General features: G+C 64.1%; 17 protein-coding genes and 1 pseudogene. 9 read left to right on the top strand and 9 right to left on the bottom strand.

Annotated elements, in window-relative coordinates:
- Nucleotides 1-7: 7 nt before the first annotated feature.
- Nucleotides 8-916, top strand: coding sequence for a LysR family transcriptional regulator (locus IVB12_RS29780; RefSeq protein WP_247304439.1), 909 nt, complete (start codon nucleotides 8-10; stop codon nucleotides 914-916).
- 163 nt (nucleotides 917-1079) lie between these two features.
- Here the strand turns inward: IVB12_RS29780 and IVB12_RS29785 are convergent, their stop codons facing one another.
- Both IVB12_RS29785 and IVB12_RS29790 read right to left on the bottom strand, forming a co-directional pair.
- Nucleotides 1080-1706 (bottom strand): TetR/AcrR family transcriptional regulator, encoded by a 627-nt coding sequence (locus IVB12_RS29785; RefSeq protein ID WP_247304440.1) that lies wholly within the window; start codon nucleotides 1704-1706, stop codon nucleotides 1080-1082.
- 59 nt (nucleotides 1707-1765) lie between these two features.
- Complete coding sequence (locus IVB12_RS29790) at nucleotides 1766-2302, bottom strand: PaaI family thioesterase (RefSeq protein WP_247304442.1); 537 nt, start codon at nucleotides 2300-2302, stop codon at nucleotides 1766-1768.
- A gap of 153 nt (nucleotides 2303-2455) precedes the next feature.
- On the opposite strand from IVB12_RS29790, the gene IVB12_RS29795 reads away from it, so the two are divergent.
- The 4 genes from IVB12_RS29795 to IVB12_RS29810 all read left to right on the top strand — a co-directional run bounded on the left by IVB12_RS29795 (nucleotide 2456) and on the right by IVB12_RS29810 (nucleotide 7815).
- The gene (locus IVB12_RS29795) at nucleotides 2456-3226 is read left to right on the top strand and encodes an enoyl-CoA hydratase (protein ID WP_247304444.1); all 771 of its coding nucleotides are present in this window, start codon (nucleotides 2456-2458) and stop codon (nucleotides 3224-3226) included.
- Between the two features lie 295 nt (nucleotides 3227-3521).
- The gene (locus IVB12_RS29800; RefSeq protein WP_247304445.1) at nucleotides 3522-4718 is read left to right on the top strand and encodes an acetyl-CoA C-acyltransferase; all 1197 of its coding nucleotides are present in this window, start codon (nucleotides 3522-3524) and stop codon (nucleotides 4716-4718) included.
- 110 nt (nucleotides 4719-4828) lie between these two features.
- Nucleotides 4829-6124, top strand: a complete 1296-nt coding sequence (locus IVB12_RS29805) for an MFS transporter (RefSeq protein ID WP_247304447.1) — start codon at nucleotides 4829-4831, stop codon at nucleotides 6122-6124.
- A gap of 215 nt (nucleotides 6125-6339) precedes the next feature.
- Nucleotides 6340-7815, top strand: coding sequence for an FAD-binding oxidoreductase (locus tag IVB12_RS29810; protein WP_247304450.1), 1476 nt, complete (start codon nucleotides 6340-6342; stop codon nucleotides 7813-7815).
- A 97-nt stretch (nucleotides 7816-7912) separates the two neighbouring features.
- Here the strand turns inward: IVB12_RS29810 and IVB12_RS29815 are convergent, their stop codons facing one another.
- The 3 genes from IVB12_RS29815 to IVB12_RS29825 form a co-directional block, all read right to left on the bottom strand.
- A complete protein-coding gene (locus tag IVB12_RS29815; protein WP_247304452.1) occupies nucleotides 7913-8503 on the bottom strand; it encodes a hypothetical protein in 591 nt (196 codons plus the stop codon).
- Between the two features lie 482 nt (nucleotides 8504-8985).
- Nucleotides 8986-10545, bottom strand: a complete 1560-nt coding sequence (locus tag IVB12_RS29820; protein ID WP_247304454.1) for a carboxyl transferase domain-containing protein — start codon at nucleotides 10543-10545, stop codon at nucleotides 8986-8988.
- Nucleotides 10475-11449 (bottom strand): helix-turn-helix domain-containing protein, encoded by a 975-nt coding sequence (locus tag IVB12_RS29825; RefSeq protein ID WP_247304456.1) that lies wholly within the window; start codon nucleotides 11447-11449, stop codon nucleotides 10475-10477. The genes IVB12_RS29820 and IVB12_RS29825 overlap by 71 nt, the downstream gene beginning before the upstream one ends.
- Nucleotides 11450-11543: 94 nt before the next feature.
- Here IVB12_RS29825 and IVB12_RS29830 point away from each other — a divergent pair, with 94 nt between their 5' ends.
- From IVB12_RS29830 to glsA, 4 genes are all read left to right on the top strand, one after another.
- Complete coding sequence (locus IVB12_RS29830; RefSeq protein WP_011086715.1) at nucleotides 11544-11765, top strand: biotin/lipoyl-containing protein; 222 nt, start codon at nucleotides 11544-11546, stop codon at nucleotides 11763-11765.
- Between the two features lie 145 nt (nucleotides 11766-11910).
- Complete coding sequence (locus tag IVB12_RS29835; RefSeq protein WP_247304457.1) at nucleotides 11911-13077, top strand: TAXI family TRAP transporter solute-binding subunit; 1167 nt, start codon at nucleotides 11911-11913, stop codon at nucleotides 13075-13077.
- Between the two features lie 9 nt (nucleotides 13078-13086).
- A complete protein-coding gene (locus IVB12_RS29840; protein WP_247304459.1) occupies nucleotides 13087-15162 on the top strand; it encodes a TRAP transporter permease in 2076 nt (691 codons plus the stop codon).
- A gap of 21 nt (nucleotides 15163-15183) precedes the next feature.
- A complete protein-coding gene (gene glsA / locus IVB12_RS29845; protein ID WP_247304462.1) occupies nucleotides 15184-17031 on the top strand; it encodes a glutaminase A in 1848 nt (615 codons plus the stop codon).
- 54 nt (nucleotides 17032-17085) lie between these two features.
- On the opposite strand, the gene IVB12_RS29850 is transcribed toward glsA, so the two are convergent.
- From IVB12_RS29850 to IVB12_RS29865, 4 genes and pseudogenes are all read right to left on the bottom strand, one after another.
- Nucleotides 17086-17388 carry a nucleoside triphosphate pyrophosphohydrolase family protein gene (locus tag IVB12_RS29850; RefSeq protein WP_247276979.1) on the bottom strand — a complete coding sequence of 101 codons (303 nt, stop codon included), beginning with the start codon at nucleotides 17386-17388 and terminating at the stop codon, nucleotides 17086-17088.
- A gap of 25 nt (nucleotides 17389-17413) precedes the next feature.
- Entirely contained in the window at nucleotides 17414-17941 is a 528-nt protein-coding gene (locus tag IVB12_RS29855) for a carboxymuconolactone decarboxylase family protein (RefSeq protein ID WP_247304464.1), read from the bottom strand.
- A 619-nt stretch (nucleotides 17942-18560) separates the two neighbouring features.
- On the bottom strand, nucleotides 18561-18920 hold the full coding sequence (locus tag IVB12_RS29860; RefSeq protein ID WP_247304466.1) for an OB-fold domain-containing protein: 360 nt from the start codon (nucleotides 18918-18920) through the stop codon (nucleotides 18561-18563).
- Nucleotides 18917-20052: pseudogene (locus tag IVB12_RS29865) on the bottom strand (thiolase family protein). The gene IVB12_RS29860 and the pseudogene IVB12_RS29865 overlap by 4 nt, the downstream one beginning before the upstream one ends.
- Nucleotides 20053-20103 lie beyond the last annotated feature (51 nt).

Genomic DNA, 20103 nt, shown 5'->3' on the forward strand with positions numbered 1-20103 from the left:
TGCGAAAATGCTGGATCAAGGCGCTATCGATTGGGACGACTTTCGCTTCGTGCTGGCCATCGTGCGGGGCGGCTCGGTGTCGGCTGCGGCAAAACAGCTCGGGGTCGATCATGCCACGGTGATTCGCCGCGTCGACCGGCTGGAGAGGCATCTCTCGGCAAAACTGTTTGACCGGCGCAAGACCGGCTATCTCCTCACCGAGGCCGGCCAGCGCGTCGCCGACAGTGCGGAAGCGATGGAATCGACCATCGTCGCCAATCAGGAGCAGGTCGGCGGCTCGGTCGCACGGCTGACCGGCACCGTGCGGATCGGCGCGCCCGATGGTTTTGGCACTGCCTTTCTGGCACCGCGGCTGGCGCCCTTTGCGGACCGTTACCCCGATCTGGACCTGCAACTTGTGGCCACCGCTCGGCTGTTCAGCCTCTCCAAACGCGAGGCCGACATCGCCATCAGCCTGACCATGCCGAAGGAAGGCCGCATCGTCGGCCGCAAGCTCCTCGACTACCGCCTCGGGCTCTATGCCGCGCCCGGCTATCTCGAACGTTTCCCAGAGATCACGTCGCGCCAGGACCTGCCGCAGCACCGTTTCGTCGGGTACATCGAAGAGTTGCTGTTCACGCCGGAACTCGACTATCTGCCGCAGGTGTCGCCGAAGATCTCCGCACGTTTCCGCAGCGCCAATCTGATCGCGCAGCTCAATGCAACGCTCTCAGGCTTCGGAATCGCGGTGCTGCCGCACTTCATGGCAAGCGACTACCCGCAGCTCGAAGCCGTACTGCCCGAAGAAATCTCGATCACGCGGACGTTCTGGATGTTGATGCACGCCGACAGCAAGGACCTCGCGCGGATCAGGGCCGTCGCAGATTACATCAGCGAGATCGTGGAGCGCGAGCGAGCGCTGTTTGCTGGGCGATAACGTCGATTAGTAGGGCCCGAAGCACAACTGCCAGTTCCTCATGGTGAGGAGGCGCGAAGCGCCGTCTCGAACCATGCAGGCCCGTATCTCACCCGCGGCCATGCTTCGAGACGACCGCTTGGCGGTCTCCTCAGGATGAGGTCCCGAGGGGGCGTAGCTGGCACTAGTTCTGCTTCTCGCGCGCCTTCTTCGCGGCCGCGGCCTTCGGCTCACGCCGCGCGCCCTCGAGCGCGCTGTCCCGGCCCGCCTTCAGCACCTCGTCGGACAATTCGCTAGAGCCGGCGATGCGCGCCAGCAGCATGGTGCCGGCCATTGTGGCGAGCGTCGCAATCGCCTGTTTTCGTGCGGCCTTGCGCGGCATGTTCGGGATATAATCGGTCATCATCTCGATCATCTCGTCGAGCTTGCCGGCAAAGGCCTTCCGCGTCTTCGGGCTCTCGCGGGCGATCTCGGCGCCGAGTGAGGGGATCGAGCAGCCATGGCCTGGATTGTCGCGATGCAGCGCGCAGAGATAGCTATCCGCGATCAGTGCCAAACGCTTCTCCGGCGCAGCCTCGCTCGTGAGCTTGCGCCAATGCTCGATCGAGCGATCCATGGCGTAGGCGAAGGCCTCGATCACCAGCGCCTCGCGGGAGTCGAAATGCGCGTAGAAGCCGCCGTGGGTCAGGCCTGCCTCCTTCATGAGATCGGCGACGCCGATGCCGTGGGCACCTTTTTCGCGCAGCCGCACCGAGGCCTTCTTCACGATGCGGTCGTGGGTTTCCTGCTTGTGTTCCCGGGAATAACGCATGCGGATCTCATTGAATGTCGGAAATCATCTCATAACACGCAAACGTCGCGAACGGCGCATTAAATCGCAGTTAGTTGTTGCCGATCATGGAAGGTTGCGGTTGCATGCACCGCCAGCGCGCCCTTGCCGTCACGAACGAAACCTTCAGCGTAGCTGGTCTGGCGCCCCAGCTTGATCACCTTGCCTTCGGCCGAGATCAGGCCTGAACGGACCGAGAGCGGACGCAAGAAGGTCAGCTTCAGATCGAGGGTCACGGAGCCCTGCCCGGCCTCCAACCGGGTCGAGATCGCGCTCCCCATGGCTGTATCCAGCAGCGCCGCGGCGGTTGCGCCGTGCAAGAGGCCGACAGTATTTTCGAGATCTTCACGCGGCTCCAATTCCATGACGATCCGGCCCGGCTCGACCACCGCTATGGTGAAGCCGATGAGTTTTGCGAAGGGCGGCGGCGGCAGGCGGCCGTCGCGAATGCCCAGCATGGCGTCCATGCCCGACAGACCCATCGTCACCTTCGCAACCTGTGCAGGCATCTGCCAATCCACCACGCGCTCGCGCCGCTGGTCGGGCGAAAACAGGTCAAGATGATCGGATTGGGTCATGACCAACTCTTGTATGATTTACATCATACTATGTGGCGGACTTCGCGCTGGCAACTCCGCCCACCACCCGCTTGACAAGCCGGGCGTTTCGGCCCGGAAGTGACCTCGACCCGGTGCGCCCTGCGCCTGTCCACCAAATCTTCGAGATGCCACATGGAAATGCTCAACCACCATTGCGGCGTGACGCGTGATGCGCGCGGCGTCGTTCATGTCGCGATCTGCAACGCCGGCCCGCTCAACATCCTCGGCTCGCCCGTGACCGACGCCGTGCGCGAAGGCTTGCAGCGGCTTGCCACCGACCACGCGATCCGCGTCGTGGTGCTGCGCGGCCAGAGCGAAAAGAGCATGATCGGCGGCGCCGACATCAAGGAGATGGCGAAACTCGATCAAAGATCGGCCGAAGCCTTCATCAGCCGCCTGCGCGATCTCTGCGAAGCGGTGCGCGCCTTCCCGGCTCCCGTGATCGCGCGCATGCCCGGCTGGTGCCTCGGCGGCGGCCTCGAGGTTGCCGCCGCCTGCGACTTCCGCATCGCCGCCCATGATGCGCATTTCGGCATGCCGGAGGTGCGCGTCGGTATCCCCTCGGTGATCCATGCCGCGCTGCTGCCGCGCCTGGTCGGCTGGGCCCGCGCGCGCTGGCTGGTGATGACGGCGGAGAACATCGACGCTCCGACGGCGCTCGCGTGGGGATTGGTCGACAAGGTCGCGCCGCAAGGCGGGTTGGATGCCGAGGTCGAGCGCGTCGTGCAGGCGTTGCTCGAATGCGGCCCCGAGGCGCTGCGATCGCAGAAGGCGCTGCTGCGGCAATGGGAGGAATTGCCGCTGACGGAGTCGGTCAATCTCAGTGTCGAGGTGTTCGGCGAGTCGTTCCTGACCGACGAGCCGAGGCGGCTGATGCAGGCGTTCGTGAACTGGAAGCGATAGGGCTGTCGCCGCACTCGTCTCTGATTAGTAAGTCGCCGCCACGCTGAACATGTCATGCCTCGGCTTGAGGGGCATCCAGGACGCCGAGGCCTCTCCGTATCCCACGACGGCCTCTGGAATACTCGATCACCCGCCTTCGCGGGTGATGACAATGTGCCTCGAAGAAGCACCTCCTCGAATCGAACGACTAAATCTCATCCGAACGACGACATTTTCTCATCCCTGGCGCGGTTGCTTTTTTTGCGCCGCATCATATGATGAGCATAATCTTACTTATCCCCACAGGGAGTTTGTCATGGCCGAAGCTGCCGATCCCGTCGTCATCGTCTCCGCCGCCCGCACCCCGCTCGGCCGCTTCATGGGCGAATTGTCGCCGCTCCCCGCGCAAAAGCTCGGATCGCACGTAATCGGCGCGGCGTTGGAGCGCGCAAAACTCGCGCCGGAGAAAGTCGACGAGGTGTTCATGGGCTGCGTGCTGCCAGCCGGTCAGGGCCAGGCTCCGGCGCGCCAGGCCGCGCGTGCAGCAGGTCTCCCCGACGCCACGGGTGCGACCACTATCAACAAGGTCTGCGGCTCCGGCATGAAGGCGACCATGCTGGCGCACGACATCATCCGCGCCGGCTCGGCCGAGATCGTGGTCTCCGGCGGCATGGAGAGCATGAGCAACGCGCCGTATCTTTTGGCCAAGGCGCGCGGCGGCTACCGCGCCGGCCATGACCGCATCATCGACCACATGATGATGGACGGGCTGGAGGACGCCTACGAGACCGGCCGCTCCATGGGCGATTTCGGCGAGGCGACCGCGGAAGCCTATCAGTTCACGCGCAAGGACCAGGACGCCTATGCGATGGAGACACTAAGTCGCGCGCGCAAGGCGGTCGAAGGCGGCGCGTTCAAGGCCGAGATCGCGCCGGTCACGCTCACCGAGAAAGCGGGTCCCCGCGTCATCGCCAACGACGAGCATCCGCTGAAGGTCGATCCCGCCAAAATCCCCGGCTTGAAGCCGGCGTTCCGCGCCAACGGCACCATCACGCCGGCGGCCTCCTCCGCGAACGCCGACGGCGCTGCCGCGCTCGTGCTGACCAAGCGCTCGCTCGCCGATCGGAGCGGCCTGCCGGTTCTGGCCGAGATCAAGGGCCATGCCACCCACAGCCAGGAGCCGCAATGGTTCACCACGGCGCCGATCCCGGCGATCCGCAAGTTGCTCGACAAGGTCGGTTGGAGCGCAAGCGATGTCGATCTGTTCGAGATCAATGAGGCCTTCGCCGTGGTGGCGATGGCAGCGCAGCGCGATCTCGGCATTCCACGCGACAAGCTCAACATCAATGGCGGCGCCTGCGCGCTTGGCCATCCCATCGGCGCGACCGGCGCGCGGCTGATCGTGACGCTGCTTCATGCGCTGGAGGCGCAGAACCTCAAGCGTGGCGTCGCGGCGCTCTGCATCGGCGGCGGCGAGGCCACGGCGATTGCGGTAGAGCGGCTGGCGCACTGACGCAAGAAAGTCTGAAAACGAGGGAACTCTGTCATTTGCGACAGAAGCCGTCCGTGCCATCCTCGAACTGACGCCGGTCTCTTGCGACCGCCCGTCAACGTTGAGGCCCAATGATCTCGAACTGGCTCGCGGCAGCACTTTCCCGCCGCAACATTCACTACGGCTGGGTGATGGTCGGCGTGACCTTCCTCGCCGCGCTGATCAGCGCCGGCACGGTCGGTGCACCCGGCGTTTTCATCGTTCCCCTGCAAAAGGAGTTCGGCTGGAGCACGGCCGAGATCTCCTCCGCGCTGTCGATCCGTTTCATCCTGTTCGGGCTGATGGCACCATTCGCCGCTGCCCTGCTCAACCGCTACGGCCTGCGCAACGTCACGCTCGCCGCGCAGCTGATCGTCGTTTCGGCGCTCGTGCTCTCGCTCGGCATGACCGAGGTCTGGCAGCTCGTCGCCCTCTGGGGCGTGGTGATCGGCATCGGCACCGGCATGACCGCCTTGGTGTTAGGCGCCACCATCGCCACGCGCTGGTTCGCAGCAAGACGCGGCCTCGTCGTCGGCATCATGACGGCGAGCGTCGCCACGGGTCAGCTCGTATTCCTGCCGCTGCTCGCAAGCCTCACCGAACGGTTCGGCTGGCGTCTCGCACTCGGCTTCGTCTGCATCATGCTCGGCGTCTCGGCGCTGGCAGTCCTGCTCGCGATGCGTGACCGGCCGAGCGATGTCGGCCTGCGCCCGTTCGGCGACGAAGAGACCGCGCCGCTGCCCGCTCCGCCGGCCAGTCACGGCTCGATCACCGGCGTTGCGCTCGGCACGCTGCGCGACGCCTCGAAGTCGACTGCGTTCTGGATCCTGTTTGCGACCTTCTTCGTCTGCGGCGCCTCAACCAATGGCCTCGTCCAGGTGCACCTGATCCCGATGTGCCTCGATTTCGGCATCCCGCAGGTGCAGGCGGCAAGCCTGCTTGCGGCAATGGGCATCTTCGATTTCTTCGGCACCATCATGTCGGGCTGGCTGTCGGACCGCTACGACAATCGCTGGCTCTTGTTCTGGTATTACGGCCTGCGCGGGCTGTCGCTGATCTTCCTGCCCTTTAGCGATTTCTCGTTCTACGGCTTGTCGATTTTCGCGATGTTCTACGGGCTCGACTGGATCGCCACGGTTCCGCCGACCGTACGGCTCACCGCGCAGAAGTTCGGGCCCGAGCGCGCCAACCTCGTGTTCGGCTGGATCTTTGCCGGCCATCAACTCGGCGCCGGCACCGCTGCCTTCGGCGCCGGTTTCTCGCGGACGGTGTACCAGAGCTATTTGCCTGCGTTCTTCATCGCCGGCGCGCTCTGCGTGTTCGCTGCCCTGATGGTGTTGGCGCTGTCGCGGCAGCCCAAGCCGAGGCCGCAAGCGGCGATGGCCTAGTACCTGATCGGGTGGTGACGCCGAACACCGCGGCATTGCCGAGGCGACACGCCGCGCGGTAACAGGCGATCTCGCGGCTTCGCTGCGCTGGCAGTGACGCCAAGCCTCCCGCGGACTTTGAGCCATATTCCCATTAGACTCCCGGGCACAAACGTGGACAATACCCCAGCACGTCACGTGCACAGTGCACACCAAAGATGCACCAGAGGAAACACATGCCGGCTGCCTTCCCGTCGTCCCCACCCGTGATTCCAGCCACTCCTTTGACCACCGAGATGCGCGATGCGTTGCGCGTGATCGTCGGCGAGAAGGGCCTGATCGAGGACGAGCACGGCATGCAGCCGTTCGTGACGGATTGGCGGGGATTGCTGGTCGGCGGTGCCGGTGCCATCGTTCGTCCCGGCAGCACCGAGGAAGTCTCCAGGGTGGTCCGGCTTTGCCACGAGCACGGCGTCGCGATCGTGCCGCAAGGCGGCAACTCCGGCCTAATGGGCGGGGCCACGCCCTGGCCGATGCACACCGGCATCGTGTTGTCGCTCGGCCGCATGAACCGCATTCTGGAGGTCGATCCCGTCGGCTATTCGATGACTGTCGAGGCCGGCTGCGTGCTGCAGACGCTTCAGGAGACAGCAAGCGCACACGACAGGTTCCTGCCGCTCAGCCTCGGTGCCCAGGGCTCGTGCATGATCGGCGGCAATCTGTCGACCAATGCCGGCGGCGTGCAGGTGCTGCGCTATGGCAACGCCCGCAATCTCGTGCTGGGGCTCGAAGTCGTGCTGGCCAATGGCGAGGTCTGGGACGGACTGCGTGCGCTCAAGAAGGACAACACGGGTTACGACCTCAAGCATCTGTTCATGGGCGCCGAAGGCACGCTGGGGATCATCACCAAGGCCGTGCTCAAGCTATGGCCCGCCCCGAAGGACGTCTGCACCGCGTGGCTGGCGATCCGCGATCCGCGCGCGGCCCTGGAAATCCTATCCGAAGCGCACGCGGCGTCCGAGGACAATGTCGGCTCCTGCGAGTTGATGAGCCGCGCCGCCATAGACATGGTGCTGCGCCATATCCCCGGCACTCAGGATCCGCTCAAGGCAGATACGTCATGGTACCTCCTGATCGAATGGTCATCCGCGCGCCCACGCCGGGACGGGACCGAGGGCATGTCCGAGAAGATGGAGCAGTTTCTCGCCGATCAGCTCGAGGTCGGTCGCGTGCGCGATGCAGCGATCGCGCACACGATCAGCCAATCGCGCAACATGTGGCGCATCCGCGAGGGTGTCGCCGAGGCCTCCCGGGCCGAGGGACCGGGACTGAGTTACGACGTGTCCGTTGCGATCTCCAGAATTCCCGAGTTCATCGATCTGGGGCTCAAGGCCGTGCTCGGCATTCTCCCGACCATCCGCCCCTATCCGCTCGGACACATCGGCGATGGCAATCTACATTTTTCATTTATGGGTCCGCTCGGCATGGATCAGCAGACGCTGACCCAATACAAGGGCGCCATCACGCGGGCCGTGAACGATCTCATCACCTCCATGGGCGGTTCGATCTCGGCGGAGCACGGCATCGGCGTCGACAAGCTCGACGAGCTCAGTCACTATCGCTCGAAGACCGAGCTCGACATCATGCGCACTATCAAGCGCGCGCTCGATCCGCAGAACATCATGAATCCCGGCAAGGTGTTGCGGCTGTGATCGACGCTGCGCCCGGCGCCAATCATTGGTCCAGCATGGGCGGGTCGCAAAGGTGGCGCGCCCCGTCCACGATCTTGTGAGTGTAGTGTGCGCGTCCTCAAGCCATCGAACCGCCGCGCGGGTTGACGATCGTGTACCCTCGCAATGAACGCGCATGGATCCGCGTCGCGTGCCCGCCCGAGTTGGCGTCATAGGCCATCCAGACGTCGCCCCCGAGGTGCTGCTCCAGAACGAAAACGTGTCCTCGTCGTGCAGCAACCATTCCTGGTGCGGGCGATGTCCGCGGAAAGCGCAGCCAATTGGCCGCAAGATTCAATTCCGGCACGATACGGCCGAACACGCGCAGAGCCGCGCCGCAGCCGCAGAAGGACGAAGGGCAACCGGCCGGACGGCCACCGATAATGTGCGCGCCGGATACACCGGAGACGGTCGCCGTGGCGGCACCCTCTGCATCAGTCACTGTCAGTTGCGTCGAGCGGTAGGCTTGTAGAGAAGACCTGGAAATGAGTGAAGATCTGGAAGTCAGTGAGGACCTGGAAGTCCGCTCGTTTCGCGTTCTCGAATACGAGAAGTCGCAGGGCATGGTGACATTGCATTCAGCGGCTTGATGAATGCGATAAGGCCGGGCTTCCGAAGCGACAGAACCTAGAACAAGGAAGACGCACGCAGAAAATACTCGCTTGAACATTGCAGGACTCCAAATGAGAGACCCTGCCCCGGACAACGAGAAACCAATAACAGTTTGGCTGAAATGGGCCAAAAGAGCGGCTAAAAACGGCCGCATTGCGCGACACAACCTGCAATCGTCGTCGCCTAAACGTAGCGACTGAGATAATTAACTCGCAGCGCACGAATGCCCGCTCAGCAGGTCAAGCTTACGGCATGCAACCAAGTGCAGTCCGGAACTGGAGCGTTGCGGAGGCACTTGATTGGCCAACATCCGGTGCGCACCCTGCCGCTCACTGCATCATAGCTGCCCTGCACACCCTTGACGCGGCAGAGAGCCGGTGGGCCAGCACGGACCCCGCCGAGCCGCCGCGCCCCATAATGAAGTCATACACGATTGGCGCGTCCTCTCGTTCTTGCCCGGAAGCGTAGCGCGTCTTGTTTTGAGGTCACGCCATGGCTGCCGCGACAAGGTTGTCGCGCACTCGCGATGATGGCTGAACATCACGGCCTGATCGAAAAGTTCTCCGGCGGCCCTGGCTTGCGCAGCGGCTCGGCGAGGCGCGCGAACTCGCACAGCAGCGACCGCGTCTTTCTGGGATCGATGATCTCCTCGACCCAGAATTTTTCGGCAGAGCGGAACGGCGAACGCAGTTTGTTGAGGCGCGCCTCGATCTCCTTCAGCTTCCCGGCCTGGTCCTCGGCCGCGTCGATATCGGCGCGGTAGGCGGCTTCGATGCCGCCCTCGAGCGGGAGCGAACCCCAATAGGCGGACGGCCAGGCGTAGCGGATCGAGAAACGATCGGCGGGCTGATGCACGACGCCGGCCACGCCGAAGGCGTTGCGCAGGATCATTGTGCACCAGGGCACGGTGGTCTGGTTGACTGCGGCCATGGCGCGGACGCCGTGGCGGATGGTGGCCGCCTTCTCGGCGTCGAGGCCGATCATGAAGCCCGGGCAGTCCATGAGATAGACGATCGGCAGGTGGAAGGTCTCGGCGAAGTCGACCCAGCGCGCCACCTTCTGGCAGGCATCCGCCGTCCAGGAGCCGCCATAGTGAAAACTGTCGCTGGCGAGCAGCAGCACCGCCCTGCCCTCGAGCCGGGCAAGACCGACGATAACAGGCTTACCGAAATTCTTTGCGACCTCGAAGAACGAGCCCTTGTCGACCACGGCGTCGATGATCGGGCGCATCTTATAGACCTGCTTGCGGTTGCGCGGCACCGCGCTCAGCAGCGCTTCCTCGGCGCGTTCCGGATCGTCGGTGCACGGCAAGGTCGGCGGCAGTTCGTACACCGAGGACGGCAGATAGGACAGGAAACGCCGCGCGCAGGCAAACGCCTCCTCCTCGGTCTCGACCGCATGATCGACCGCACCGGCGCGGGTCTGGATGTCGGCGCCGCCAAGTTCTTCCTTCGAGAGGTCCTGCCCCAGCGCCTTCACCACCGGTGGGCCCGCAACGAACATCGCGGACTTTCGGGTCATGATGGAATAGTGGCTGGCGGCAAGACGCGCAGCACCGAGCCCCGCGACCGACCCGAGGCCGAGCGCGACGACCGGTACGCGCGACAAATTCTCCGTCGTGAAGCGATACCACCGCGTGCCACCGATGCCGCCCGGCAGATTGGCCGCGCCCTTGGTCTCGATGGTCTTGACCGAGCCGCCGCCGCCGGAGCCTTCGATGATGCGGATGATGGGCAGCCGGAAGTCGTGCGCCATTTCCTCCGCCATCAGCGGCTTGGCCGAGATCGACGCGTCCGCCGAGCCGCCGCGCACCGTGAAATCGTCGCCGACCACGACCACGGTGCGGCCGTCGACGCGTGCGCGACCGAACACGCAGTTCGCCGGCGTCAGCTTCTGCAACTCGCCGCTGGAATCGTACTCACCGATGCCGGAGACCGCACCGATTTCGTGAAAGCTGCCTTTGTCGATCAGTCCGCCGATTCGCTCCCGAACAGTCAGCCGGCCCTGGTCATGCTGTCGCTTGACCTTGTCAACGCCGCCCATCTCCCGCGCGAAGGCTTCGCGCCGGGCTAGCTCGTCGAGTTCCGGCTTCCAGTTCATTCACTCCCTCCGAGTTGATCGGCTTGTTGTTGTTATGCACGGCCATGGCGACCGGTCTACGCGAGATACGGTTGTTAAAGGCGTCGCCCTCCGCGCCCTCCATCAGGCTGCCGAGCGAGCGGCCGAGCGCGAGCATCAACGGGGCGACTTCGTCATGAAGCCGCTGCTCGTCATACATTGCGGCCAAAAGACCGATCGTGACGACCACGAAGGTCTGATACTGCGGCGACCAGATCGGCACAGCGAGTCCGTTGATGTGCGGGCTCCAGAGGCCGCAGGCCACGACATAGCCGCGCTCGCGCAGCGATTGCCGGTTGGCCTCGATGCGGGGTTTGAGAATCTTCGCAGCCTCGGGCGCTTCCCGCTCCATGTCCGCAATGAAGGCGTCGCCCATCTCGGGCGCCAGCGCCGCGGTGTAGGCCGCGCCCGCGGCGGTCGAAGCCATCGAGATGCGGCTGCCGGTGCCCTCGTGCAGGCCGAGTGCGGTCGCTGAGCGCGCGAACTGAAGATAAACAAGATGGAAACGATCGGGAACGACGAAGCCGACCGTGCCCGGAACCTGCTCGGCGACTTCCTGAAGCCGCTGGCGGATCATGCTGCGCAGCTGCGCGCCCTTCATCATCGAAGCGCTCATCGCCACCGCGCTCGGGCCGATGCGATATTTCTGGTCGCGCGGCAGATACACAAGCTGGCCCATGCGGGTCAGCGTGTGCGTGAGCCGCGACACCGTCGAGCGCGGCAGACCGCAGCGATTTGAAATCTCGAGATTGCCGAGCCTGCTATCGTGGCCCTCGAAGCATCGCAGCACGTCGAACGCGCGCGATACCACCTGGATGACATCACCCTCACCGGCATCGCCGGCGAGCGCACCTTGCCTACTCAACCGCTCCGAACGTCGTCCCATGATCCCTACCGTTTGTTCCGCTCTGCGGAATTAAATTCCACTTGCAGACGACGCTACCTCAGGCATTTTGCGACGACAACAAAAAGGCGATGGCATGCCAGAAATTAAAATCGTTACCGAAGTCGCGGGCCGTATCTGCGCGACTCCCGTGCAAGTTGGAGGAACCGTCGCGGATGGCGATGACGTTGTGGTCGTCGAAGCCATGAAAATGGAAATACCGGTGCCATCGCCCGCGAGCGGCACGATCACATCACTGTTGGTGAAGCTCGACGACGTCGTTGCCGAGGGACAAGCGATCGCGATCGTCGCAAGCTGAGTGCATGGGGCCGTCATTTCCGCGACAATCTGTCAGTCGCATTGCGGCATTCGCGAGACGGCGTTGCCATCGCCCGATCCCGGTGACATGATCCGATTCAAGCAAAAAGTTCTTCGCGGCAAACGCGAGGATGATGGAGGGAAACATGCTTCGTGGGCTGCTCGTGCTCGCGCCTGCCTTGGTGGCGGGCATTTCTTTTGCGTCTACACGCTACGCGTTCGCCGAGGACATCAAGCTGCCGGCGACATTGACGTTCACCGCCTATGACACCGGCACCGCCGGCTTCAACATCGCAGTCGGCGTCGGCAAGATGATGAAGGACAAATACGGCACCGACGTGCGCGTGCTCCCCGCCGGCAACGACGTCGCCCGCCTCGCGCCGCTCCGCGCCAAGCGTGCGGCCTCCGCGGCGATGGGATCTGGCACCTATTTCGCGCAGGAAGGCGTATTCGAGTTCGGATCGAAGGAATGGGGACCGCAGCCGCTCCAGATCCTGCTCTCAACCGTCGACTGCAATTGCGGCTCGCTCGGCGTCGCCGCCGACACCGGCGTGAAGGAGCTGAAAGATCTCAGGGGCAAGCGTGTCGGCTTCGTCGTCGGCTCGCCGGCGCTGAATCAGAACTCGCTCGCAGTGCTCGCCTTCGCAGGGCTGACGCAGAAGGATGTCAAGGTGGTCGAGTTCGCCAGCTACGGCGCGATGTGGAAAGGCCTGATCAACAACGACGTCGATGCTGCTTTCGGCACCACCATCACCGGTCCTGCCAAGGAAGCCGAGACTTCACCGCGCGGGCTGATCTGGCCGCCGCTCCCCGCCAAGGACAAGGAGGGCTGGGCGCGGATGCAGAAGGTCGGCTCGTTCTTCTTCCCGCAGCTTGCGACCTGCGGCGCCGGCATCTCGCCGGACAAGCCGGTCGAGCTCGGCAACTATCCCTACCCGATCTTCGTCGCCTATGCCTCGCAACCGGCCGATCAGGTCTATGCGATCACGAAGGCGATGATCGTGAACTACGACGTCTACAAGGATTCCGCGCCCGGCGCCGGCGGGCTTGCCGCCGACCGGCAAACCAAGAACTGGGTGGTGCCGGTGCATCCCGGCGCGGTGAAGGCGCTGAAGGAAGCCGGACAGTGGACCGACGCGCAGGAAACGCACAACAACAAGCTGATCAAGCGGCAAGAGGTGCTTGGCGCAGCGTGGGCGGAGTACGGCAAATCCAATCCGCCATCGGATGACAAGGCGTTCCTCGACGGCTGGATGAAGGCCCGCGCCGCTGCGCTCGCCAAGGCCGACATGCCGAACGGGTTCGAGGATTAGAACAGGATCATGTCTTCTACTTCAGTCTCCACCGGCCCGCAGGACGAGGCCAAGCGGATCGTGTTCGACGATCCGCACGGCGCTGCCGGCAACATGCAGGAGGCGGAGGTCACGCGCGTGCGCACGTTGCGCGGCGCCTGGCGCTGGACGTTAGTAGTCGCGACGGCGGCAACCATCCTGCTCTGCATCAACCAGCAATTCTCGCTGCGCTTCTTCGTCGGCTATACCCAGCTCAACACCGAATACTTTTATCTTCTGATAGGGTTGATGCTGCCGTTCACCTTCCTGATCTTCCCTGGGACTGAACGCGCGCCGCTCGACCGGATTCCCTGGTACGACCTCGTCCTGTTCGTCGCGACCTTCGCGGCGGCGCTGATGCTAATGTCGAATGTGCGCAAGGCGGCGGAGGCCGGCTGGGAGTTCGGTGGGGCGCCCAACGGCGTGATCGCGGCGGGCCTCGTGATGTGGGTGATGCTGATGGAGGCGCTGCGCCGCACCGGCGGCTGGAGCCTGCTGCTGAGCGTCCTGCCCTTCACCGTCTATCCGCTGTTCGCCGAGGCCGCCTGGCTCGGCCCGTTCCGCGGCACCCAATCGACGCTCGAGCAAGCAACCGCCTACCACGTGCTCTCCGGCGAGAGCCTGCTCGGCATTCCCATTCAGGCTTTCGCCGACACCGTGATCGGCTTCCTCGTGTTCGGCACCGCGCTGATGATGACGGGAGCAGGAAAATTCTTCATCAACCTCGCCTTCGCACTGTGCGGCACCTTCCGCGGCGGCGCGGCGAAAGTCTGCATCTTTGCCAGCGGCCTGCTCGGCATGATGTCGGGCTCGATCATCTCCAACGTGCTCACCGCCGGCACCATGACCATTCCTGTCATGAAGAAGAGCGGTTTTCGCGCGTCCTATGCCGGTGCGATCGAGGCCTGCGCCTCGACCGGCGCGGTGCTGGCGCCGCCGGTAATGGGCGCGACCGCTTTCGTGATCGCGCAGTTCCTCAATGTCAGCTACGCCGATGTCGCGGTCGCCGCGATCATTCCGGCGACGCTCTACTACATCGGCCTGTTCATGCAGGTCGACGCCTACGCGGGGCGCCACGGCCTGAAGGGGATTCCGCGCGCCGAGCTGCCCCGCATTATGGATACGATCAAGGACGGCTGGTACTACGTCTTCGTCATCGCACTTTTGGTCGTGATGCTGCTCTACTTCAAGCGCGAGAGCCACGCGCCGTTTTACGCTACCCCGCTACTGCTGGTGCTCAACCAGTTCTTCTCCAAGGACACGCGCTGGACGTTTGCGACCATCAGCAAGTTCCTCGAGATCAACGGCCGCACCTTCGTCGAGCTGGTCGGCATTCTCGCCGGCTGCGGCCTGCTGATCGGCGCGTTCTCGATGACCGGCGTGGTGTCGAGCCTTGCCAACGACCTCCTGCACATTGCCGGCGACAATGCCTTCCTGCTGCTCGGCATGTGCGCGCTGACCAGCCTGATCCTCGGCCTCGGCCTGACGACGACGGCCTGCTACATCTTCCTCGCCATCCTGGTCGCGCCCGCGCTGGAGAAGCTCGGGCTCAATCGCATGGCCGTACACATGTTCATCTTCTATTGGGGCATGCTGTCGTCGATCACGCCGCCGGTCGCCATCGCCTCGTTCGCGGCCGCCGGCATTGCCGGCTCGCCGGCGATGAAGACCGGGTGGGAATCCATGTGGGTCGGCAGCATCATCTATTTTCTGCCGTTCTTCTTCGTGCTCAATCCGGTGCTGGTGCTGCAAGGGCCGAGCCCGTACCTCGCCGGCCTCGGCCTGATGGGGCTTGCCGCGTTCGGCACGCTGTTCATCTGCGGCGGCATCCAGGGCTACCAGCCTTTCGTCGGCGACCTCCGCGGTGCCGGCGCGCTGGAATGGCCGATTCGCATGCTGCTCGTGATCGGCGGGTTCGTGGTCGCGACTCCCGGCGGCGGGATCATGCCGCTGTCGCAGATGCAGGTGACGCTGCTTGGTCTTGCGATCCTCGTGCCCACGACTTTGCTCGCGCTTCTCCTGGTTCGCCGGCACACCATCGTGCCGGACGGGTTGCGCGCGCCCTGATTGCGTTGCACAAGTGAGGCGATGAAGCCGCACTCGTCCGCCGCCTCCGCCTGGACCCGCTCGAAACCGCCCTTGCTGCGGTTTCTGGACAATTGCCTCAACGAATTCTCTGCCGAGACCTCGGGCAGCGTTGCCGACTACATCCCCGAGCTGAGCAAGGCCGACCCTGCCCATTTCGGCATCAGCCTTGCGACCCTGGACGGGCATGTCTACGAAGTCGGCGACAGCCGAATGCCCTTCACCATCCAGTCGATGTCAAAACCGTTCGTGTTCGCGCTGGCGCTGGACCTTTTGGGAGCAGGCAAGGTCGAAAGCGCGATCGGTGTCGAACCTTCCGGCGATCCCTTCAACTCGATCCGGCTCAATTCGGAGAACCATCCCTTCAACCCGATGGTCAATGCCGGCGCAATCGCCTGCACGGGGCTTATCCACGACAGCAGGGGCGCGGCCGCTTTCGAGCAGATCCGCCTTGCGCTCAGCCGTTTCGCCGGACGCGATCTCGCCGTCGATGAGGCCGTCTATGCTTCGGAAAGCCAGACCGGCGACCGCAACCGGGCCATCGGCTATCTCCTCAAGACCAACGCCGTGATCTCCGACGACGTCGCGGCCGTGCTCGACGTCTATTTCCGGCAATGCGCCGTGCTGGTCACGGCGCGCGACATCGCGGTGATGGCGGCCACGCTCGCCAATCGCGGCATCAATCCGGTCACCGGCGAGCAGGTGCTGACGTCCTACGCGATCTCGCGCACGCTCTCCGTGATGACCTCCTCGGGCATGTACGATTATGCCGGCGAATGGATCTACCGGATCGGCATTCCCGCCAAAAGCGGTGTCGGCGGCGGCATCCTCGCCGCACTCCCTGCCCGGCTCGGCCTCGGCAGCTATTCGCCCAAGCTCGACAAGCACGGCAACAGCGTGCGCGGCATCAAGGTTTGCGAGGCGCTGTCCTCGCATTACGATCTGCACATGCTCAACCGCAGCGACGACGCGCGCAACGCCGTCATCGCCGATTACGATATCGGCAGGAGCCCGTCGCGACGCGTGCGCCGGCCCCAGGAGCGCGAGATTCTTTCCGCGCATGAGCAGGAGGTGCGGGTCATCGAGCTGGTCGGAACGCTGTCGCTGTCGGCCGTCGACTACGTCTCGCGCCGGCTTGCAGGCCGTCCGCGGCCGCAATTCGTGATCTTCGATCTGCACCGCGTCACCTCCACCACGCGCGCCGGAGCGCGGCTAATCGCCGAAGCGTTCGAAGAGCTCGCCGCACTCAACGTCACGGTGGTGCTGTCGGGCGTCAGGCGCGCCTCCAAGGAATGGGACAGCTTGCGGGAATGGACGGCGGAGCTGAAGAACGTCCGCGACTTCTACCTGCTCGACACCGCGATCGAATGGGCCGAAGACCAGATCGTCTACCGCTATGGCGGCTCGATCGACTTCCACGAGACCACCGAGCTTACCGAGCAACCGCTGCTCGCGGGGCTGAGCGAGGACGAGCTGAGCGATCTCGCCGCAATCTGCACCGTCAGGAGTTATCCGTCCGGCGCCAAAATCGTCAAAACCGGCGATCCCGCCGATGCCGTGTTCTTCCTGCGCAGCGGCGCGGTGCACGTCACGCTGCCCGATGGTGTCAGGCTGGCAACGCTCACCGCAGGCATGGCCTTTGGCGAGATGGCGCTGCTGGAACCAACGCGGTCCGCCGACGTATTCGCCGACATGGCGGCGACCGCGTTCGAAGTGGCCTTGAAGGATTTCGAGCGCTTCCGCGAGCAGCACCCGCGCGCCAGCGAGCGCATCATGCGCAATCTGGCGCAGCTATTGGCCGACCGTCTGATCGTGGCGAACGCGAAGGTGGATATTTTGACATCGACGTAGCGCTGGGCGAGGTTCTTCGCCTCTCCGCGACCGGGAGAGGTGATCCGAACCGGCTCAGCGGCTCGCGGCCTCGCTTAGGCGCCGGTTGATCCTGGCTGCGCTCGCCTTGAGCACGTCGGATGGCTGCTGGCCAGTGGCCGCACACAGGCACGCCCAGTAGTAGACGACATCGCCGAGTTCATCGACGAGACCCGCCTGATCCAGCCAGCCGTCGCGGAGCAGCTTCTTGATGTGATCGGCGACCTCGCCGGCTTCGCCGGCAAGGCCAAGGCCGAGATAGGACAGCCGCTCGTTGGACGGATGCTCTTCGACTTTCCCAATGCGCGCGGCCCAGGCCGCATATTCATCGATCGTCATCGGCATCCCTCGCCGCTCCTAAGAATCAGCCCACCACTTCCGTGACCGGCTGAAGATCGATCTCGAAGGTCTCCAAAAACTTTGACGTCATGATGTAGAAGCCGACCGAGAGCTGGAGCTCGATCAGCGCGGCCGGCGTCAGCTTCGACGCGATCGCCTTGAAGGTCGCGTCCGCGGGTTTGTTCAACTTCACGATCTCGTCCGTGAACGCGAGCGCGGCGCGCTGCACCTCGTTGAAGCAACTCGCGGCTTGCCAATTCTCAAGCGCCTCGTTCTGCTCGTCGGTGACCCCGACATTCTTGCCGATGCGCTTGTGCGCGACGATCTCGTACGGCGCCTCGCACAGAATACCGGTGCGTGTGATTGCAAGCTCGCGCACCACCGGATCGAGCTCACCCTTGTGGCGGATGGCGCCTCCCAAGCGGCAATACTGCTCGAAATAGCTCGGCGAGTGCGCCATCATGAGGAAAATGTTGGCGTTGCGGTTCTTGTCGAGGATTTCGCGGGTGCGGTCGGAGGCCTTCGACGGGTCGCTGTAATTGATGCGGGCCATGATTTTCCTGAAGTCTTCTCGGAGATTTTGATGCTTTTTGTCGTTGCCGGCGAGAGCTCCCCGAAACTCTATTCTTGCGCTGACGCAGGAGCAACATCATCGAGTCAAATTGCCGCCGCATTGCTGATCGACCTTGACACAGTCGATATTCGCCGCGTGGGGACAGATCGCGGCGGATACTCGTAAGTGGGGTGTTCCGAGTAAAACAATTGGCCGTCGGGTGCGCTAGCCGCACATCGATGAGTCACGCCCAAGTCTAGGGAGAAAAAGGCATGAAGGAAGCCATCAAGGGGGCGGCCTCGGGAGCGCTCGCGCATATGCTGGCGGTGACGGCCATGCTCGTCATCGCCAGCATCTTGTTCTACGGGCGTTAGAGCATGATCCGGAAAAGTGTGTAGCGGTTTTCCCTCGCGACAAACGCGGAAGGCGTTCGCGCGGAGATCATGCTCAAACAATAACCTAAAGCGCGATGACGATTTATCCTAATCTCATCGCGCTTTAGTCGGAGGTTTAGAGTTTTCGTCATTCCGGGGTGGCGCCTCGCACAGCGCCAGGCCCAGAATCCCGTTCCAGGCCCGGTCCTTTGGACCGCCCCCGAATGACGAATCCCGCTACTCTCTCATGCCTCTTTGGTGAAGAACGGCACGAGCTTTCCGGCAAAGAGCCTGAAGCTCGCGGTGACGGAATCGCCGATGGCCAGCCCGGCCTCGCCGTGCGCCATCAGGCGAAAACCCTCATCGCAATCGACCAGCAGGATGTTGTAGGGCACCTGCGCGCGCGTCTCGGGCGTTGCGGCGCGGCAGACCAGCGAGGTCGCGTAGACCCTGCCCTTGCCGCTGGCGCGCTCTTCGTGCGGATCGGACACGCCGCAGGCGGCGCAGAAGGCGCGGTGGAAATACTGCACATGGCCGCAGGCGGCGCAGGTTTGATAGGTGATAGCCTGTTCGCCCTTGGTCCAGTCGCCCAGACGCTCGCTCATCGCACCCGCTCCAGGAACATGCTCACATGGGACGACAGCACGCCGCCGTCGCCGTGCAAGAGCGCGATTGAGGCATCGCGCACCTGCCGATTCGCCGCCCGTCCCGCATCTGCAGATGCGTCTCGACCAGATGCGCCATGGCGCCCCCGACGCCGCAATGGCCGTAGCTGAGCAGGCCGCCATGGGTGTTCAGCGGCATCGCGCCGTCGCGGTTGAAATGGCCCGATCGTACACGGGCTGCAGCCTCGCCGCGGCCGGCGAGGCCGAGGTCCTCCAGCAGCATCGCGAGCGTGATCGTAAAGCTGTCGTAGATGGCGGCGTAGCGCACGTCCGAGATCGCAAGGCCCGTCGCCTCCTTGGCGCGCGCGATCGATATTTCTGCGCCGAGTTCGCTGAGGCCGGGTGCGGCCGTGACATGCTGATGGGTGTGGGCCTGCGCGCAGCCACGGATGCGCACGCCCGCCTCCCCGGTCCGCTCGCCGCTGACGATGAATGCAGCGCCGCCGTCGGACACCGGACAGCAGTCGAGCAGCTTCAGCGGCATCGCCACCGGTTTCGAGGCCATGACGTCGGCGACCGTGATGGGATCATGGAATTGCGCGCCCGGATGGGTGCACGCATGCTTACGCATCAGCACCGCGAACTCGGCGAGATCCTCTTCGGTCACGCTGTATTCGTGCATGTAGCGGGTGGCGACCAGCCCATAATAGGCGGGAATTGTCGGGCCAAGCGGCACCTCGTAATCGGGATGGCCGACCTGCGCCAGCGCCTGGATCGCGGCGTCGCGGCTCTGGCCCGTAAGGCGGTTCTCGCCAGCGACCACGAGCACGTGGCGCGCGAGGCCTGCTTCGACGAGGTGATGTGCGAGCATCGTCATCGCGAGACCCGTGGCGCCGCCAACCTGGACGGCGTGGGCGTAAGCGGGGCGGATGCCAAAATGCTCGGCGAAGACGGTCGCCAGCATAATGTGCGGCGAAACGGTGGAGTAACCGCAGAGGATGCCATCGATCTCGGCGCGCTTCAGCCCGGCATCGTCGAGCGCAGCTTGCGCAGCCTTGCTCATCAGGTCGAGCGAGGATGAACCTTCGTGCTTGCCATAAGGTGTGAGGCCGACGCCGGTGATGAAGCTCATGGGTCCTCTTCGTTATTTCCGGGCGTCCGAAGGGCCGAACCCGGAAGCTCG

The sequence above is a fragment of the Bradyrhizobium sp. 179 genome (assembly GCF_023073535.1).
GTDB lineage: Bacteria > Pseudomonadota > Alphaproteobacteria > Rhizobiales > Xanthobacteraceae > Bradyrhizobium.

Excerpts from the sequence above, each read along its gene's own strand:
- IVB12_RS29780 (WP_247304439.1), top strand. The coding sequence starts at position 8 with ATGCTGGATCAAGGCGCTATCGATTGGGACGACTTTCGCTTCGTGCTG.
- IVB12_RS29785 (WP_247304440.1), bottom strand. The coding sequence starts at position 1,706 with ATGCGTTATTCCCGGGAACACAAGCAGGAAACCCACGACCGCATCGTG.
- IVB12_RS29790 (WP_247304442.1), bottom strand. The coding sequence starts at position 2,302 with ATGACCCAATCCGATCATCTTGACCTGTTTTCGCCCGACCAGCGGCGC.
- IVB12_RS29795 (WP_247304444.1), top strand. The coding sequence starts at position 2,456 with ATGGAAATGCTCAACCACCATTGCGGCGTGACGCGTGATGCGCGCGGC.
- IVB12_RS29800 (WP_247304445.1), top strand. The coding sequence starts at position 3,522 with ATGGCCGAAGCTGCCGATCCCGTCGTCATCGTCTCCGCCGCCCGCACC.
- IVB12_RS29805 (WP_247304447.1), top strand. The coding sequence starts at position 4,829 with ATGATCTCGAACTGGCTCGCGGCAGCACTTTCCCGCCGCAACATTCAC.
- IVB12_RS29810 (WP_247304450.1), top strand. The coding sequence starts at position 6,340 with ATGCCGGCTGCCTTCCCGTCGTCCCCACCCGTGATTCCAGCCACTCCT.
- IVB12_RS29815 (WP_247304452.1), bottom strand. The coding sequence starts at position 8,503 with ATGTTCAAGCGAGTATTTTCTGCGTGCGTCTTCCTTGTTCTAGGTTCT.
- IVB12_RS29820 (WP_247304454.1), bottom strand. The coding sequence starts at position 10,545 with ATGAACTGGAAGCCGGAACTCGACGAGCTAGCCCGGCGCGAAGCCTTC.
- IVB12_RS29825 (WP_247304456.1), bottom strand. The coding sequence starts at position 11,449 with ATGGGACGACGTTCGGAGCGGTTGAGTAGGCAAGGTGCGCTCGCCGGC.
- IVB12_RS29830 (WP_011086715.1), top strand. The coding sequence starts at position 11,544 with ATGCCAGAAATTAAAATCGTTACCGAAGTCGCGGGCCGTATCTGCGCG.
- IVB12_RS29835 (WP_247304457.1), top strand. The coding sequence starts at position 11,911 with ATGCTTCGTGGGCTGCTCGTGCTCGCGCCTGCCTTGGTGGCGGGCATT.
- IVB12_RS29840 (WP_247304459.1), top strand. The coding sequence starts at position 13,087 with ATGTCTTCTACTTCAGTCTCCACCGGCCCGCAGGACGAGGCCAAGCGG.
- glsA (WP_247304462.1), top strand. The coding sequence starts at position 15,184 with ATGAAGCCGCACTCGTCCGCCGCCTCCGCCTGGACCCGCTCGAAACCG.
- IVB12_RS29850 (WP_247276979.1), bottom strand. The coding sequence starts at position 17,388 with ATGACGATCGATGAATATGCGGCCTGGGCCGCGCGCATTGGGAAAGTC.
- IVB12_RS29855 (WP_247304464.1), bottom strand. The coding sequence starts at position 17,941 with ATGGCCCGCATCAATTACAGCGACCCGTCGAAGGCCTCCGACCGCACC.
- IVB12_RS29860 (WP_247304466.1), bottom strand. The coding sequence starts at position 18,920 with ATGAGCGAGCGTCTGGGCGACTGGACCAAGGGCGAACAGGCTATCACC.